Annotated in this window: 18 protein-coding genes; 17 read left to right on the forward strand and 1 reads right to left on the reverse strand. The window is 62.7% G+C overall.

From position 1 onward, the window contains the following. The 3 genes from yidD to mnmE all read left to right on the forward strand — a co-directional run. A partial coding sequence (gene yidD / locus ENJ19_00080; GenBank protein ID HHM04126.1) for a membrane protein insertion efficiency factor YidD occupies nucleotides 1–179 on the forward strand: 179 nt, incomplete at its 5' end. Beyond that, nucleotides 179–1,840, forward strand: a complete 1,662-nt coding sequence (gene yidC / locus ENJ19_00085) for a membrane protein insertase YidC (protein ID HHM04127.1) — start codon at nucleotides 179–181, stop codon at nucleotides 1,838–1,840. The genes yidD and yidC, both read left to right, overlap by 1 nt. Before the next feature lie 22 nt (nucleotides 1,841–1,862). Next, entirely contained in the window at nucleotides 1,863–3,212 is a 1,350-nt protein-coding gene (gene mnmE, locus ENJ19_00090) for a tRNA uridine-5-carboxymethylaminomethyl(34) synthesis GTPase MnmE (GenBank protein HHM04128.1), read from the forward strand. Between the two features lie 17 nt (nucleotides 3,213–3,229). On the opposite strand, the gene ENJ19_00095 is transcribed toward mnmE, so the two are convergent. Continuing rightward, on the reverse strand, nucleotides 3,230–3,613 hold the full coding sequence (locus tag ENJ19_00095; protein ID HHM04129.1) for a type II secretion system protein: 384 nt from the start codon (nucleotides 3,611–3,613) through the stop codon (nucleotides 3,230–3,232). A 195-nt stretch (nucleotides 3,614–3,808) separates the two neighbouring features. Between ENJ19_00095 and mnmG the strand changes: the two genes are divergently transcribed. The 14 genes from mnmG to atpG form a co-directional block, all read left to right on the forward strand. Then, on the forward strand, nucleotides 3,809–5,704 hold the full coding sequence (mnmG, locus tag ENJ19_00100) for a tRNA uridine-5-carboxymethylaminomethyl(34) synthesis enzyme MnmG (GenBank protein ID HHM04130.1): 1,896 nt from the start codon (nucleotides 3,809–3,811) through the stop codon (nucleotides 5,702–5,704). A gap of 65 nt (nucleotides 5,705–5,769) precedes the next feature. Continuing rightward, nucleotides 5,770–7,299, forward strand: a complete 1,530-nt coding sequence (locus ENJ19_00105; protein HHM04131.1) for a GGDEF domain-containing protein — start codon at nucleotides 5,770–5,772, stop codon at nucleotides 7,297–7,299. Between the two features lie 106 nt (nucleotides 7,300–7,405). Next, nucleotides 7,406–8,968, forward strand: coding sequence for a GGDEF domain-containing protein (locus ENJ19_00110; protein ID HHM04132.1), 1,563 nt, complete (start codon nucleotides 7,406–7,408; stop codon nucleotides 8,966–8,968). Between the two features lie 10 nt (nucleotides 8,969–8,978). Then, nucleotides 8,979–9,632: a 16S rRNA (guanine(527)-N(7))-methyltransferase RsmG gene (rsmG, locus tag ENJ19_00115; GenBank protein ID HHM04133.1), complete on the forward strand. Its 654-nt coding sequence runs from the start codon at nucleotides 8,979–8,981 to the stop codon at nucleotides 9,630–9,632. Between the two features lie 77 nt (nucleotides 9,633–9,709). Then, the gene (locus ENJ19_00120) at nucleotides 9,710–10,522 is read left to right on the forward strand and encodes a ParA family protein (protein HHM04134.1); all 813 of its coding nucleotides are present in this window, start codon (nucleotides 9,710–9,712) and stop codon (nucleotides 10,520–10,522) included. A 2-nt stretch (nucleotides 10,523–10,524) separates the two neighbouring features. Further along, a complete protein-coding gene (locus tag ENJ19_00125; protein HHM04135.1) occupies nucleotides 10,525–11,397 on the forward strand; it encodes a ParB/RepB/Spo0J family partition protein in 873 nt (290 codons plus the stop codon). 276 nt (nucleotides 11,398–11,673) lie between these two features. After that, nucleotides 11,674–11,988 carry an AtpZ/AtpI family protein gene (locus ENJ19_00130; protein HHM04136.1) on the forward strand — a complete coding sequence of 105 codons (315 nt, stop codon included), beginning with the start codon at nucleotides 11,674–11,676 and terminating at the stop codon, nucleotides 11,986–11,988. Then, nucleotides 11,876–12,280: an ATP synthase subunit I gene (locus ENJ19_00135; protein HHM04137.1), complete on the forward strand. Its 405-nt coding sequence runs from the start codon at nucleotides 11,876–11,878 to the stop codon at nucleotides 12,278–12,280. The genes ENJ19_00130 and ENJ19_00135 overlap by 113 nt, the downstream gene beginning before the upstream one ends. A 12-nt stretch (nucleotides 12,281–12,292) precedes the next feature. Next, a complete protein-coding gene (gene atpB / locus ENJ19_00140; GenBank protein HHM04138.1) occupies nucleotides 12,293–13,141 on the forward strand; it encodes a F0F1 ATP synthase subunit A in 849 nt (282 codons plus the stop codon). Between the two features lie 55 nt (nucleotides 13,142–13,196). Beyond that, nucleotides 13,197–13,490: a F0F1 ATP synthase subunit C gene (gene atpE, locus ENJ19_00145; protein HHM04139.1), complete on the forward strand. Its 294-nt coding sequence runs from the start codon at nucleotides 13,197–13,199 to the stop codon at nucleotides 13,488–13,490. A gap of 52 nt (nucleotides 13,491–13,542) precedes the next feature. Continuing rightward, nucleotides 13,543–14,013, forward strand: a complete 471-nt coding sequence (locus tag ENJ19_00150) for a F0F1 ATP synthase subunit B (GenBank protein ID HHM04140.1) — start codon at nucleotides 13,543–13,545, stop codon at nucleotides 14,011–14,013. Nucleotides 14,014–14,022: 9 nt separating this feature from the next. Further along, complete coding sequence (locus ENJ19_00155; GenBank protein HHM04141.1) at nucleotides 14,023–14,559, forward strand: F0F1 ATP synthase subunit delta; 537 nt, start codon at nucleotides 14,023–14,025, stop codon at nucleotides 14,557–14,559. A gap of 22 nt (nucleotides 14,560–14,581) precedes the next feature. After that, on the forward strand, nucleotides 14,582–16,123 hold the full coding sequence (locus ENJ19_00160) for a F0F1 ATP synthase subunit alpha (protein HHM04142.1): 1,542 nt from the start codon (nucleotides 14,582–14,584) through the stop codon (nucleotides 16,121–16,123). Nucleotides 16,124–16,138: 15 nt separating this feature from the next. Next, the coding region (gene atpG, locus ENJ19_00165; GenBank protein ID HHM04143.1) for a F0F1 ATP synthase subunit gamma at nucleotides 16,139–16,935 on the forward strand (797 nt) is incomplete at its 3' end.

The raw sequence follows: 16,935 nt of genomic DNA on the forward strand, positions 1-16,935 counted from the left end.
TCGGCCGTCATTGCCGCTTCCAGCCTTCCTGTTCCGCCTACGCGGAAGAAGCATACCGGCGCCACGGCCTGGTCAGCGGCACCTGTCTGACCTTGCGCCGCGTCAGCCGCTGCCATCCCTGGCATGCCGGCGGCTGGGATCCCGTGCCACGCGAACTGACAAAACGTGAACATTCATAATGGATAACCAACGGCTTATTTTATTCGTCGCTCTCGCCATTGTTACCTTGTTGCTGTGGGATGCCTGGCGGGGAGACACCACCGCACCGCCGCCCTCGCAGGTCTCTGGGCTGCCCGTGGACAGCGGCCCGCCCGCCCCGGATGCAGGCGCCACCGTCCCTGCGGCGGATGCCGGCAGCGTGCCTGCCGTGCCCCCCAGCCCGGTACCGGAAGTCACCCGCAAATCACTGAAAAAAGGCAAACGCATCCGCGTGGTGACTGACCGCCTGGTGGCGGAAATCGACACCTTGGGCGGTGACGTCCGTATTGTAGACCTGCCCGACTACCCTGTGTCCCCGGATCAGCCCGACAAGCCTGTGCGGCTTCTCAATGACGCGCCGAGCAAACTCCACGTCGCCCAATCGGGCCTGATTTCGGCCAGCGGCGCACCAGACCACCACACCTTGTACGATGTGCCCCAGACCCACTACGAGCTTGCCCCCGGTCAGGACCGGCTGACCGTGCCGTTGCGGTGGACCGACGGCAAGGGTTTGACCGTCACTAAGACCTATACCTTCACCCGTGACCGTTATGTGATTGATCTGAAGCACACGGTCCACAACGCTACAACCTCGCCCTGGGAAGGCCGCAGCTACCGCCAGCTGCAGCGAATAAAAACCGAGCGCGCGTCCAAATTGCTCTACACCTATACCGGCGGCGTGATATCCACCGACGACGACAACTATCGGAAAATCTCCTTCGACGACATGGCGCAGACCAACCTTGACAAAGATACCAAGGGGGGGTGGCTGGCCATGATCCAGCACTACTTTGTCGCCGCCTGGTTGCTGAACCAGGGTGAATCAGATCACCTCTACAGCAAGGCCCTGAGCGGCGACCGCTTCGTGCTCGGCGCCATTTCTTCACCCCTCACCGTGGCGTCCGGCAGCGAAGGGGAATTCAGTTCGCGTTTGTTCGTCGGACCCAAGCTGCAACACCGGCTGGAAGCGGCGGCGCCCAACCTGGACCTTACCGTGGATTACGGCTGGCTGACCTTCATTTCCAAGCCGCTGTTCCTGCTCATGGAAGGCATCCATTACCTGGTGGGCAACTGGGGCGTGTCCATCATCGTGCTGACCTTTCTGGTCAAGCTGTTGTTCTACATACCCTCCCGCGCCAGTTACCGCTCCATGGCGAAAATGCGCAAACTGCAGCCGAAGTTCGTTCAACTCAAGGAACGCTATGGTGAAGATCGCCAGCGCCTGGGGCAGGCGATGATGGAGCTCTATAAGAAGGAGAAGGTCAATCCATTGGGCGGCTGTCTGCCCATACTCATCCAGATACCGGTATTCATCGCCCTGTACTGGGTATTGCTGGAAAGCATTGAGTTGCGCCAGGCGCCCTTCGCACTCTGGATTCAGGATCTCTCGGTCAAAGATCCCTATTACGTGCTGCCCCTGCTCATGGGCGCCACGATGTTCATTCAGCAGAAACTCAATCCGCCGCCGCCCGACCCCCTGCAGGCGAAAATACTGATGGCGCTGCCGTTTATCTTCACCTTGTTCTTTGCCTTCTTTCCGGCGGGTCTGGTGCTCTACTGGGTCAGCAACAACACGCTGTCCATCGCCCAGCAATGGTACGTGATGCGCGAGCTGGATGCGGTGAACGTCAAGACCGGCTGAGGACATCCCTGCATCGGCGACCATGACCGAGCTGACCGATACCATCGCCGCCGTGGCCACGCCCGCGGGACGCGGCGGCATCGGCATCATCCGCATATCCGGCCCCCGTGCTGCCGCAATAGCCCGCGGGATGCTGGGGATGCTGCCACCGCCCCGCCACGCCAGCTACCTGCCGTTTCGCGGCCATGACGACGCGCCCATCGACCACGGCCTGGCCCTCTATTTCCCCGCGCCCCATTCATACACTGGTGAAGACGTTTTGGAGCTGCATGGCCACGGTGGCCCCGTGGTATTGGATATGTTGCTGGAACGGGCGCTCGCCCTGGGTGCGCGCCACGCCCGCTCCGGTGAATTCACGGAACGCGCTTACCTCAACGACAAACTGGATCTGGCCCAGGCTGAAGCAGTGGCCGATCTCATCGCCAGCGGCAGTCGCAGCGCCGCCCGGGCGGCGCTGCGTGCCCTGGACGGGGCGCTGTCCGACCGCATCCGCGCCCTGGTGCAACGTCTCACCTGGTTGCGGACGTGCGTGGAAGCGAGCATTGATTTTCCTGAAGACGATATCGATCCTTTGCAAGATGAGCAGCTGCGGCAAACCCTGGACGAGGCGGACAATGCCCTGCAGCAATTGCGCCAGGGCGCCCGCCAGGGCCGCTTGCTGCGCGACGGCATCAAAGTGGTCATTGCCGGGCGGCCTAACGCCGGCAAGTCCAGCCTGCTCAACGCCCTGGCCGAGCGTGACTGCGCGATAGTCACACCGGTAGCCGGCACCACCCGGGATCTGGTACGGGAATATCTGCATATCGACGGCATTCCCCTGCACATCGTCGACACGGCCGGATTGCGCGAGGGTGTCGATCCGGTGGAACAAGCGGGCATTGCGCGGGCCCGGGCCGAAATGGCGCAGGCCGACCGGATACTGCTGGTCCGGGACGACACCGCGCCCTGGGGCAGCGAGGACGAGGCCCTGCTGACCGCCATGCCGGCATCGGTGCCGGTCACCGTGGTGCACAACAAGATTGATCTGTCCGGCCGGCAGGCCGGACCCCGTCCCCATGGCGGGCGAGACGGCTACAGTGTTTCAGCCACTGGCGGCACCGGCCTGGAGGTACTGAAACGCCACCTGGTGGGGACTGCCAGCGGGGCCATGACCACGGAAGGTGTTTTCGTCGCGCGGCGGCGCCATCTGGACGCTTTGGATGCGGCCGCCGGCTGTTTCCGGCAGGCCAGAAGCCACCTGTATCAGAACCGGAATGAGCTGTTTGCCGAAGAGCTGCGCTTAGCGCAGCGGCACCTGGGAACAATCACCGGCGAAGTGACCCCCGATGAGTTGCTGGGAAAAATATTTGCTGAATTTTGTATCGGAAAATAAGCGACCCGTGGCCGTCCTCAAATGGCCGGATCGACGTGAATCGCCCGAAACACCGCCCGCGTGTCCATCGGTCCGGTGAGGGTGCACTGTGCCGAATCTCCTTCCACGGTACCCAGAGGGGTTTTGAAGATGCTGTAACCTTCAGGCAGTTCCCCCCGATTCAACAGTCGCACGGTTTGCGCGCAATTGAACACTGGCACGCCCTCGCCGGGATGCGCTTGCTCGCGGGCGTAATTCATGACCGAGGCACTGGCCAGATGGCCCGCCAGGGCATCGATGGCGAGCCGTTGCGAAGAAGCATCGGGGCTCACGAAGCGTGGAATGGCCATGCTGGCGATGACGCCGACGACCAGTATCAGCAGAACGATTTCAACCAGACTCAGTCCGCTTTGCCTGTGCATAAGCGTCCCCTCGTATCGTTGCCAAGTCCCCGCTCTGTTTATCGGCCCGTGGCGCCGCGCCCTGAAGGGCAGATCACCGGCAGCGGGCCGTCCGGGCTGCGCTGACGCCTTACAAAAAATTTACCTTCCGCCTTGGACGTTCCCCCAACTTTTTGATTACAATCCATTGTTATCTTTTCCGCGCATATATTTCCCATGCAGTCTGCACAGCAGTTTGACGTTATCGTCGTCGGGGGCGGTCATGCCGGTACCGAAGCCGCGCTCGCAGCGGCGCGCAGCGGTGCGCGCACATTGTTATTGACCCAAAACATCGACACCCTGGGCCAGATGAGCTGCAACCCGGCCATAGGCGGCATCGGCAAGGGCCACCTGGTGAAGGAAATCGATGCCCTGGGCGGGGTGATGGCACGGGCCGCTGACCGCGCCGGAATCCAGTTCCGCACGCTCAACGCCCGCAAAGGTCCTGCGGTGCGTGCCACCCGCTGCCAGGCAGACCGGTCCTTGTACAAACAGGCTGTGCGCACCGTCCTGGAACAGCAGCCCAATCTGACCTTGTTTCAACAAGGGGTGGACGATCTGCTCATCGAGGGCGGGAACGTGGCGGGCGTGCTCACCCAGATGGGGCTGCCGTTTCGCTCGCCCACCGTGGTCCTGACGGTGGGCACGTTTTTGGGCGGTTGCATCCACGTGGGTCTGACCAACCACCCCGGCGGCCGGGCGGGTGATCCCCCGGCCCAAAGGCTGGCGGCGCGTCTGCGGGAACTTCCCCTGCGGGTGGGCCGCCTCAAAACAGGCACCCCGCCGCGCTTAGACGGCCGCAGCATCGACTACAGCAAGCTGCGGGAACAGCCCGGGGATACGCCGGTGCCGGTTTTCTCTTTTCTGGGTCATGCCGACGACCATCCCCCGCAGCAGGTGTGCCATATCACCTACACCACCGCGCGCACCCATGACATCATCCGCGCCGGCTTGTCCCGCTCCCCCCTGTACGCGGGTGTGATTGCGGGGGTGGGGCCGCGCTATTGTCCTTCCATCGAAGACAAAGTGGTGCGCTTTGCCGGCAAAGATGCCCACCAGATTTTCGTCGAGCCGGAGGGCCTGAACACCACCGAAGTTTATCCCAACGGCATTTCCACCAGCCTGCCCTTCGACGTGCAGTGCGAGCTGGTCCGTTCCATTCCCGGTTTCGAACAGGCCCACATCACGCGCCCCGGTTATGCCATCGAATACGACTATTTCGATCCGCGGGACCTCAAGCCGTCGCTGGAAACCAAGTGCATAGACGGGCTGTTTTTTGCCGGTCAGATCAACGGCACCACGGGTTACGAGGAGGCGGCCGCCCAGGGCCTGCTGGCGGGGATCAACGCCGCCCTCAAGGTGCGCGGCGAAGCCCCGTGGACGCCGCGGCGGGACCAGGCCTATCTGGGGGTGCTGGTGGACGATCTCACCACCTGCGGCACCCAGGAGCCCTATCGCATGTTCACCAGCCGGGCGGAGTACCGTTTGTTGTTGCGGGAGGACAATGCCGATTTTCGCCTCACCCCCATCGGCCGTGAGCTGGGTCTGGTGGACGAGCAGCGCTGGCGCCGCTTCAACGAAAAACGCACTGCCCTGGAGCAGGAGCAACAGCGCCTGGCCCGCTGCCGGATCAAAGCGGGAGAGCTTCCACAAGCCTTTGCCCACACGGTGTTGGGGGGGCCCTTGAGCCAGGACGTCACGGCGCTGGAATTGCTGCGGCGGCCCGGTGTCAGCTACCGGGCATTGATGAGCCTGCCCGGCCTCGGCCCCGGCGTGGCCGACCCCGAGGTAGCGGAGCAGGTGCACATCCAGGCGTGCTACGCCGGCTACATCGAACGCCAGCAGGCCGAGGTCGCCCGCAACCGCCAGCAGGAAGACACCGCCCTGCCCGGGGATCTCGACTACACCGAGGTCAGGGGGCTGTCGGCCGAAGTCACCGAGAAGCTGCAACAGGTGCGGCCGCTCACTGTGGGCCAGGCGGGGCGGATTCCGGGGGTGACCCCAGCGGCCGTTTCATTGCTGCTGGTGCACTTGAAAAAGCGACGCCTCGGGCCATTGCGGCGTATGGCCTGAACCGAAGACTTAAGGACATCATGGGTGCGAGGGCACCCGCCAGTACCGCATAAGGGAGGACAGCGATGACGATGGGCACCTTAGGCCAACTCAATCCCCGTGATCTGCCTTCCCCCCCGGATGTGGCCCTGCGCCTTGTCAAGGCCTGCGCCGACCCCGATATCAGTGCGCCCCAGCTGCAAAAAATCATCGGCCAGAATGCGACCCTGGTGGCGGAACTGCTGCGCATGGTCAACTCACCCTTGTATGGCTTGCGCCAGCCGGTCACCAAGCTGAATCAGGCCATCATGCTGCTGGGTCAGGACACGCTGCGCCACATCGCTTTGATGTTTCTGGCCAGGGAAACCGTGCGGGCCCACCCCATTCCCAATTTCGACCTGCTCAAATTCTGGGACCAGTCCCTGCGTCGGGCCGTGAGCGCCCGTTCACTCGCGGAGGCGGTAGGGGCCGACGCCGAAGAAGCGTTTACCCTGGGCCTGCTTCAAGACCTGGGTCTGCTGGCCTTGTTTATCGTCTATCCCCACGCTGTTCAGCATTGGGACACCCTGTGCGCTGCCGATCCTGACGAGCGTTACCACCTGGAGCAGGAATTGTTCGGTATCACCCATGACAAAGTGGGACAGCTGCTGGGGGAAAACTGGCACTTGCCCGAGGAACTGACCATTCCCTGGGCCGCGCACCATTGCCTGGAATGGGACGATCAAGATCCTGGCGTCCAACGCCTGGCCCGGATTGCCGCCTGCTCAGACTGGATGGCGGCCGTTTATTCCGCCACCGACAAACGGCTGGCGCTGGTGTGTTGCCGGCGCCGTATTTGTGAAACCCTCGGGGTGGACCAGCACAGAATTGATGCCCTGCTGGCCGCTTTGCCAAAAGGTGTGGAAGACGCCGCCCTGGCCCTGGGTGTCAATATCGGCCGGCAAAGCCCCCTCACGGATGTGTTGGCCGATGCCAACCGGCGCCTGGTGGTGGGCGGGCAGGGGGAAGGGGGCCATGCCAGGCTGGAGACCGCCTTGGCCGCCCGCGAGCGGCTGGCGGAAGAGTTGCTGGAGGCCTACGAGCGCGTCGCCCGGCTGGCCTTTTTTGACCCGCTGACGCGGTTGGTCAACCGGCGTCGCTTCGAAGATTTGTTCTGTCGCGAAGTGCTGCGCCACGGGCGCGCCGGCCAAACGCTGTCGGTGGTTGCGCTGGACATCGATCATTTCAAAACCATCAACGACACCCATGGCCACGCCCTGGGCGATGCCGCTTTGGCCGCCGTGTCGGACGCGGTGCGTGCCACCTTGCGGGCCAGCGATGCCGGCGGCCGCCTGGGGGGCGACGAGCTTTGCCTGTTGTTGCCCGATACATCGGCCGAAGGGGGTAAAACTGCCGCCGAACGCTTGCGTGCCTCGGTAGAAGGCCGGATCCTGCAAGGGGGTCACGGGGATGTGCGCCTGACCGTCTCATTGGGTGGCAGCACCTGGCACGGCAGCAGCCGTACCCGGGCCGCAGCCGATGACATCATGAAATCGCTGCTGGAAGCGGCCGACAAGGCGTTGTACCTGTCAAAAAATTCCGGTCGCAACCAAGTGAACTGGGTTCGTCTGAACTGAGCGTTCCCGCCGGCCTAAAAATTCCCGGCGGTCCGCCGTTGAATACGGCGCCGGTCAAAACGTACCGCAAGCGGCATTCCCCCGGGTTTGGGATGAGGATTTGTTTATGAGCACCGCCGCCACCGTACAAGCCCGCTGTTCCGCCCTGGCGCCTTCCGATTTACCCACCCCTCCCGCCGTCGTCCTGCGGGTGCTGCATGCCTGTGCCGATCCCGATATTGACGGGTGCACCCTGGAAGCGGCCATTGGCCATGATGCCGCCCTGGTGGCGGAGCTGTTGCGCCTCGCCAATTCCCCGTTTTTTGGCGGGGGCCGGTCCGTGAGCACCATCGCCCAGGCGGTTGCTGCCTTGGGTATGCGGGCCCTGCGCAATTTCGTGCTGTTCTTTTCCGCCCGGGAGAGTCTCCGCAGCCATCCCCTCCCCGAGCCGGACGCCCTGACCTATTGGGAGACGGTGCTGCAACGCGCCGTGGGCGCACACCTGCTGGCCGAGGCGGTATCCGCCGAGCCCGGGGAGGCCTTCACCATTGCCCTGTTGCAGGACGTGGGCCTGATGGTCTTGCTTCAGTCCCGGCCCCAACAGGCCGCCACCTGGTCGCGTATGTGCGGCATGAACCCGGACCAACGGCTGGTGTTGGAGCGGGAGCTGTTTGGTGTTACCCACGACCAAGTGGCCCGGGAACTGGCCCGATCCTGGGCCCTGCCGGAAGAGCTGCACCTACCTCTGGCCCGCCACCATGACCGGGCCCTGGATGATCTTCCCCCTGCCAGCGCCACCCTGGCGCGCATCGCCGCCTGCGCCGACTGGATTGCCGCGGTGTACAACGCCGAGGACAAGCGCCTGGCCGCGGCCCACTGCCGCAAACTGATGGCGGACGACTTCTGCCTGACCCAGCAGCAAAGCGAAGCCCTGTTCGAAGCGCTGCCCCAGGGGGTCACGGCGGCGGCAGCGGCTCTGGGGGTGCGGGTGGCGCCGCAGCAGGCTTTCGACAAAGTGCTGGACAATGCCAACCGCCGCCTGATACAAAGCCAGCGTGGCGCGCCCAATGCAGCCCGTCGTCTCGAACGGGCCCTGCGGGAGCGGGAGCGGCTGGCGGAAGAACTGTTGCAAGCCTACCAGCGCCTGGCGCAACTGGCCTACTATGACTCCCTCACCGCCCTGGTGAACCGGCGCCGGTTCGAGGAGTTGCTGCCGGCAGAGATTGCCCGCCACAGCCGGTCCGCCCAGCCTTTGTCGATCGTCATGATCGACCTGGACCATTTCAAGCACTTGAACGACAACTACGGCCATCTGTTCGGCGACACCGTATTGCAGTCGGTCGCCGGCGTGTTGAAAAGCACCCTGCGCGGTTCCGACGTGGCGGCCCGGGTGGGTGGCGAGGAAATGTGCCTGGTTCTGCCGGAAACCGGGGAGGACAGCGGCCGCATCGCCGCTGAACGGGTGCGCGGCGCGGTGGCCGCCCTGCGCTTCAACCATCCTGAGGGCGAAGTTCGCCTGACCGCCTCGCTCGGTGGCTGCACCTGGCGCTGCGCCGACCATGACATCCGCGCCGTGCGCCGCGCAGCCCAAAGCGCTCCCCGCATCATGGCCGGCATGCTGCAAGAGGCCGACCGGGCGCTCTACCAGGCCAAGCGCGGCGGGCGCGATCAGGTCTGTTGGGCGGAGTGAATCCAGCCCGATGAGCCATGGGGCGAGCGAGAGCGGTGAGCCGGCCCGCCGTCTGGAGCGCGGCATCGACACCCTGGGCCTGCCCCTCACCGCCGGTCAGCGGCAGCGCCTGCTGGCCTATCTTGCCTTGCTGCGCAAATGGAACCGGGTCTACAACCTGACCGCGGTGCGTGAGCCGGCGGATATGGTGACCCGCCACCTGTTGGACAGCCTCACCGCCCTGCCCCATGTTCACGGCCCGCGTTTGCTGGACGTGGGCAGTGGCGCCGGTCTGCCCGGCATTCCCCTGGCCATTGCCCAGCCTGCGCTGGAGGTGGTGGTGCTGGACAGCGTCGCCAAAAAAACCCGCTTTTTGAACCAGGCCGTCGCGGAACTGGGCCTGGGCAATGTGACGGTGGTCAGCAGCCGGGTGGAACTCTACCGCCCGCAAGAAGGCTTCCACACCATCACCAGCCGCGCCATGACCACGGTGGCCGAACTGCTGGACCTCACCCGGCCACTCATCCGGCCGGGTGGCCAATGGTTGCTGCTGAAAGCCCGCGATCCCGGGCAGGAACTCCGCGACCTGCCCCATGACTGCGGCGTCGCGGGTCTCCATCCCGTCACCGTGCCTGGGTTGCGCGGGCAGCGGCACATCATCCGGATCCGGCAAAATCCCCGGTAAATCACCGCCGAATATGGCGTTTGCGGGCCGGTGGCTTATAATCCCTGCCACAGCACTAGCTAAGGTCACTTACACCTGTGGGCAAAATCATCGCCATTGCGAACCAGAAAGGGGGCGTGGGCAAGACCACGACCAGCGTCAATCTCGCCGCCTCCCTGGCCGCCACTCACCGCCGGGTGTTGCTGGTGGACCTCGACCCCCAGGGCAATGCCACCATGGGCAGCGGGGTGGACAAATACACCTTGACGCAGTCTGTCTACGAGCTGCTCATGGGGGAGGCCGGTTTCGGCGCCGTGGTGTTGCGCACCGGCACGCCCGGCTACGATATCCTGCCCGCCAACGCCGATCTCACCGCCGCGGAAGTGGGCTTGCTGGACCAGCCCCAACGCGAGCAGCGCCTGCGCCGTGTTCTGGTGGACCAGGCGGCGCAGTACGACTATGTGCTCATTGACTGTCCCCCCTCCCTGAACATGCTGACCCTGAACGGTTTGGTCTGCGCCGCGGGGGTGATTATTCCCATGCAGTGCGAATACTATGCTTTGGAAGGGTTGTCGGCCCTGCTGGGCACGTTGGACAAAATCAAAACCGCGCTCAATCCTGATTTGCACGTGGAAGGCGTGCTTCGCACCATGTTCGATCCGCGCAACAAGCTGGCCAATGATGTGTCCGCCCAATTGGTGGAGCATTTCGGCGACCGGGTCTACCGCACCGTCATTCCGCGCAACGTGCGCCTGGCCGAGGCGCCCAGCCACGGTTTGCCCGTATTGCTCTATGACCGGCTGTCCCGGGGCGCCCAGGCCTATCTGGCCCTGGCAGGCGAGATGCTGCGCCGGGAAGGGGCCAGGCCCACGCCGCCGCTGGTGGTGCCTGAAGAAACTGCGGTTTATTAGCAATGGCTGCAAAGAAACGGGGTTTGGGGCGCGGCCTGGATGCGCTGTTGAGCGGGGTGGAGCCCGGCGCGCCCGGTACCGAAGCGGCCGCCCGGGCCCTGGACGGCCAACTCAAAACGCTTCCCGTGGATTTGATCCGGCGCGGCCCCTATCAGCCGCGCATGGCCATCCAGCCTGAGGCGCTGGAGGAACTGGCGGAGTCCATCCGTGCCCAGGGCGTGGTCCAGCCCATTGTTGTCAAACCCAAAGACGGCGTCTACGAAATCATCGCCGGCGAACGCCGCTGGCGCGCCGCCCAGCTGGCGGGTTTGCAGGACATCCCGGCGGTGGTGCGCGATGTTTCCGAGCAGGCCGCCATGGCCATGGCGCTGATCGAAAACATCCAGCGGGAAGACCTCAACCCCATCGAAGAATCCGTTGCCCTCAAGCGTTTGATTGAACAATTCGGTCTGACCCATCAGGAAGTCGCCCAGGCCGTGGGCCGTTCCCGCGCAGCAGTGAGCAACCTGTTGCGTTTGCTGGAACTCGATGACGACGTCAAACGCCTGCTGGAAAAGGGCGACCTGGAAATGGGCCACGCCCGCGCCCTGCTGGCCCTGCAGGGCGCCGCCCAGACCGACGCCGCCCGTATCGTTGTGGCCAAGGGGCTCTCGGTGCGCGAAACGGAAAGCCTGGTGCGCAAGCTCACCGCGCCCCCCGCAGCCGCCACCCCGGCATCACCGCAAGACCCGGATGTGCGCCGCCTGCAGGACGAGCTGTCGGAACGCCTGGGCGCCGCCGTGCACGTGCGCCAGTCGGGCAAGGGCAAGGGCAAGCTGGTGATTCATTACAACAGCCTCGATGAGCTTGAGGGGATTTTGGCGCACGTGAAATGAGCGCCTAGCCCTGCCTCGGCGGATGCGCTCCTCAGGGCCGTTGTTGCCTCGTTTTCGGTGATGTCCGGCAGGGCTTTGTGACCGGCCCTGACCCACCTCGGGCGGCGCCGGTCTCGATCGGGACAACGGAACAGACCGTCCCGAATTTCCGTTGACCCCGCGCGCCGGGGTCTTTATACTGCGCGCCGTCACCGGGGCAGGACTGTTCCCGCCACATAGCTTGCTGGCTGGGCCCAGGCGCGCGTATACTTTCGCGTCTTATCGGATCCCTCAATCATGCACAAGCCCAAGGGCGCCGGGATACTCATGGCGGGCGTGGGGACGCACCTCGCGGCCATGGTGATCACCGGTTTTTTATTGGGTTGGGGTCTGGACCATGTGCTGGGTACGCCGCCGATATTCATGCTCTCGCTGGGCGTGCTGGGCTTTGTCGGCGGAACCCTCAAAGCCCATGCGCTGCTGAGTGCAAGCTTCGAGGATGGCGTTGAACAAGACCGCGAACGGCATTGCCGCCGCCAGCCGCAAGATCATGACGCTGCAACTGACGGTCAGCGGCATCGTGGCGCTGGGGTTTCTGATCGGCAAGACTGACTGGGCGGCGGCCTCTGCAGCGTACGGCGGCCTGATCAGCGTCGTGCTGGCTTTTCTGCTTGGGCGCGGCGTGGCCAGGGCCACGGACGCTGCCGCGGAAAGCCGCACCAAAAGCATGCTGATCCTCTACTTGGGCGCCGCATTGCGCTTTGTGTTGGTGCTGGCCCTGTTCGCAGCCGGGCTGGGTCTGTTGAAACTCGACCCCTTGCCGGTGGTTGCAGGATTTCTCGGCGCGCAGCTGGTGTACATTTTTGGCGCGCGCGCCCTTGATAACAAATTTAGAAATTTATAAGGAGCATGACTCTTGAGCGACGCGACACAGCCTTCGGGCGGTGGGGGCACCGTTGAGTACATCCAGCACCACCTGACCAACCTTTGTGTGGGCGATTGCGATCCGGTCACCCACCAGGCTGCCGGTTTCTGGGCCTTCCACCTCGATACCTTGTTCTTCAGTTACCTGCTGGCCACGCTGGTGGTGTTCGCCGGCTGGAACCTGAGCCGCAAGCTGAACCCCGATGTGCCGGGCGGCTTTCAGAACTTTGTTGAGTCCATTCTGGATTTCGTCAGCGGCCAGATCAAAGACACCTTCCCCGGGTACAATCCCATCATCGGCCCCCTGGCTCTCACCATTTTTGTGTGGGTGTGGTTGATGAATTTCATGGACCTCATTCCGGTGGACCTGCTGCCGGCCATCGGCGGTGCCCTGGGGGTGGACTATCTCAAGGTGGTGCCCACCACGGACCTCAACACCACCCTGGCCATGTCCCTCACGGTCTTCGTTTTGATCGTGTTCTATAACATCAAGGTCAAGGGCCCGGTGGGCTATCTCAAGATGTTTCTGTTTCACCCCTTCGGCAAGTACCTGGTGCCGGTGAATATCGTCATGACCGTCATCGAGGAATTGGCCAAGCCCCTCAGCCTGGCCCTGCGTCTGTTCGGCAACCTGTTTGCCGGCGAGCTGGTGTTCCTGCTGATCGCCTTGATTGGCGGCACGGTCACCATCGGTTTGGGTGCGCTGTTGATTTTACCCTTGCAGGCGGTGCTCGACCTGGGCTGGTTGATCTTCCACTTGTTGGTGATCACCCTGCAGGCCTTTATTTTCATGGTGTTGACCATTGTTTATCTGGGCATGGCCCACACCAAGGATCACTAGTTTTTTCGCATCGGTTTTTCAAGCTCAACAATACTCTTTCTAGGAGGCTAGCAACATGACACCTGAAATGCTCACTTCCATCTACGCTTACACCGCTGTCGGCGTGGGCGTGATTCTCGCCGCTGCCGGCCTGGGCTCGGCCATCGGCTGGGGCCTGATCTGTGCCAAGACTTTGGAAGGCATTGCGCGTCAACCTGAAATGCGTCCCGCACTGATGACCAATATGTTCATCTTCGCCGGACTGATGGAGTCGTTCCCCTTCATTATTCTGGCCTTTGCCATGTGGTTCCTGTTCGCCAACCCCTTCGTAGGCGCGCTAGAGTCGGCTTTGTCGGCCATCGGTGGCTAAGGGTTTTGGTCGGCGCTTCAGCGGAAAGCGCATTTAAGACGAGGAACTGAATGTGAATATTACAGCCACCCTGATCGGGCAGATTGCGGCCTTCGTGCTGCTGATTTGGTTCGTCAACAAGGTGCTGTGGGGGCCCGTCACCAAGCTGCTGGAAGACCGGCAAAAACGCATCGCTGATGGGTTGTCTGCCGCCGAAAAAGGCAAGCACGAACTGGCCCTGGCGGAGGAGCACGCCAAAGAAGCTTTGCGCAATGCCAAGAGCCAGGCCGCTGATATCCTCGCCCAGGCTGAAAAGCGCGGTGCGGAAATCATCGAAGAGGCCAAGGTCAGCGCGCGCGAGGAAGGTGAGCGTTTGATTGCCGCCGCCAAGGCGGATATCGAGCGCGAGGTCAACCAGGCCAGGGAACAACTGCGCGGCCAGGTTGCCGAACTGGCGGTATTGGGCGCGCAGCAAATCCTGAAGCGGGAGATAGACGCCAAGGCGCATGACGATCTGGTCAAGTCGCTCGTGGCGCAACTCTAGGCACTACCCATGGCAGAAAAAACGACTATCGCCCGCCCCTACGCGGAGGCGGTCTTCGAGCTGGCGTGCGTCCAAGACGCCTTGGACGCGTGGTCAGAAAGCCTGAAGTTCGCCGCCGACATGGTCCGCGTTCCGGACGTGCAAGGCTTGATTGGCAACCCGCGCATTCCCAAGCGCACCCTGGCGGAGCTGCTGTTGGATATCGGTGGAGACAAGTTCTCCGAGGGTGGCAAGAACCTGATTCGGCTTTTGGTCGAGAACGGTCGGGTGAGCTTGCTGCCGGAAATCGCCCAACTGTTTGAAGCGAAAAAAGCGGACGCCGAGCAAAAAATTGACGCGCAAGTCACCTCCGCCGCGCCCATCAAAGAGGCTGCGCGGGAACGCCTGGCCGCGGCCCTGGAAAAACGCCTGGGTCGCGCGGTCGTCCTGCATTTTGAGGTGGACGAGAGCTTGCTTGGCGGCGCCGTGATTCGCGCCGGGGATCTGGTTATCGACGGGTCAGTAACGGCGCAGCTTTCCAAACTGCGCCTGGCACTGTCCCACTGAGTCGTTTAAGAGGACAACGATCATGCAACTGAATTCTGCGGAGATCAGCGAACTAATTAAAAAGCGCATCGAAAACTTCGAGGCCACCACCGAAGCCCGCAACGAGGGTACGGTCGTCAGCCTGACTGACGGCATCGTGCGCATACACGGTCTTACCGACGTCATGTACGGTGAGATGATAGAATTTCCCGGCAACACCTTCGGCATGGCGCTGAACCTGGAGCGCGACTCCGTCGGCGCGGTGGTGCTCGGGCCGTATGAGCACATTTCCGAAGGCGACACGGTCAAATGCACCGGGCGTATTCTGGAGGTGCCTGTCGGCCCCGCCCTGCTCGGGCGGGTGGTGGATTCCCTGGGTAACCCTATAGATGGCAAAGGCCCGGTCGATGCGGCGGCCAGCTCTCCCATCGAAAAGATCGCCCCCGGTGTTATCGACCGCCAGTCGGTGGACCAGCCGGTGCAGACCGGTCTCAAAGCCATCGACGCAATGATCCCCATCGGCCGTGGCCAGCGGGAGCTGATCATCGGCGACCGCCAGACCGGTAAAACAGCGGTGGCCATCGACACCATCATCAACCAAAAAGGCACCGGCGTTAAATGTATCTACGTGGCGGTGGGCCAGAAGGCTTCCAGTATCGCCAACGTGGTGCGCAAGCTGGAGGAGCACGGCGCTCTGGATCACACCATCATCGTCGCGGCCAGTGCCTCCACCCCGGCTGCCCTGCAATTCATCGCGCCTTATGCCGGCTGCGCCATGGGTGAGTACTTCCGCGACCGCGGCGAAGATGCGCTGATCATTTATGACGATCTCACCAAGCAGGCCTGGGCTTATCGCCAGGTGTCTTTGTTGCTGCGTCGTCCGCCGGGCCGCGAGGCTTATCCCGGTGACGTGTTCTACCTGCACTCCCGCTTGCTGGAGCGGGCCTCGCGGGTCAACGCCCACTACGTGGAAAAATTCACAGACGGTGAAGTGAAAGGAAAGACCGGCTCCTTGACCGCGCTGCCCATCATCGAGACCCAGGCCGGTGACGTGTCGGCCTTCGTGCCCACCAACGTCATCTCTATCACCGACGGCCAGATTTATCTGGAGACCGATCTGTTCAATGCCGGTGTCCGTCCCGCGGTAAACGCCGGCTTGTCGGTTTCCCGTGTCGGCGGTGCGGCGCAAACCAAGATCATCAAGAAGCTGGGCGGCGGTGTGCGTTTGGATCTGGCGCAGTACCGCGAACTGGCGGCCTTCGCCCAATTTGCTTCTGATTTGGACGACAGCACCCGCAAGCAGCTGGAGCGGGGCCAGCGGGTCACCGAGCTGATGAAGCAGAAACAGTATTCTCCGCTCAGTATCGCCGAGCAGGCTGTGTCCCTGTTTGCCGCCAACGAAGGTTTCCTCGATGACGTGGACCTGAAAAAGATTGGCGATTTTGAAGCCGCTTTGCACAGCTACATGAACGCTGAACACAAGGAACTGGTGGATGACATCAACAGCACCGGCAATTTCAACGATGAAATCGCCGGCAAGCTGCGGGCGGCCATCGAGTCGTTCAAGAAAAACAGTGTCTGGTAAGCGGGGGCTGAGCTAATGGCCGTCGGCAAAGAAATACGTACCCAGATCAAGAGTATCAAGAATACTCAGAAGATCACCAAAGCCATGGAAATGGTCGCGGCCAGCAAAATGCGCAAGGCGCAGGACCGCATGGCTGCCAGCCGGCCTTACGCTGAGAAGATGCGTAATGTGGTGGGTCATCTGGCCCATGCCCATCCGGAATACAAGCATCCCTTCATGAGCGAGCGGGACGCCAGGCGGGTGGGTTTCATCTTGATTTCCACCGACCGGGGTCTGTGCGGTGGCCTGAATGTGAACCTGTTCAAAGCCACCGTGCGCGCCATGAAAGAATGGCAGGACAAAGGCGTGGAGATCGATGTGTGCACCATCGGCGCCAAAGGCGAGGCCTATTTCAAACGCCTTGGCGCCCGCATCATCGGCAAAACGTCTCATCTGGGCGATGCGCCCCGCATCGCCGATTTGATCGGCACGGTAAAGGTCATGCTGGACGCTTATAACGAGGGTCGCATCGACCGCTTGTTCCTGTCCTACAATGACTTCGTCAACACCATGACTCAAAAGCCGGAAGTGTTGCAGCTCCTGCCCATTCAGGGCGTGGAAGATGAATCCCTCAAGCATCACTGGGACTATCTCTACGAGCCCGAAGCGAAAGATGTTTTGGACAATCTGCTCATGCGTTATGTCGAATCGCTGGTTTATCAGGGGGTGGTGGAAAACGTCGCCAGTGAGCAAGCGGCGCGGATGGTGGCCATGAAAGCCGCGTCCGACAACGCCGGCAACTTCATCGACGAGCTGCAACTGGTCTATAACAA

This window comes from Gammaproteobacteria bacterium, assembly GCA_011375345.1.
GTDB lineage: Bacteria > Pseudomonadota > Gammaproteobacteria > DRLM01 > DRLM01 > DRLM01.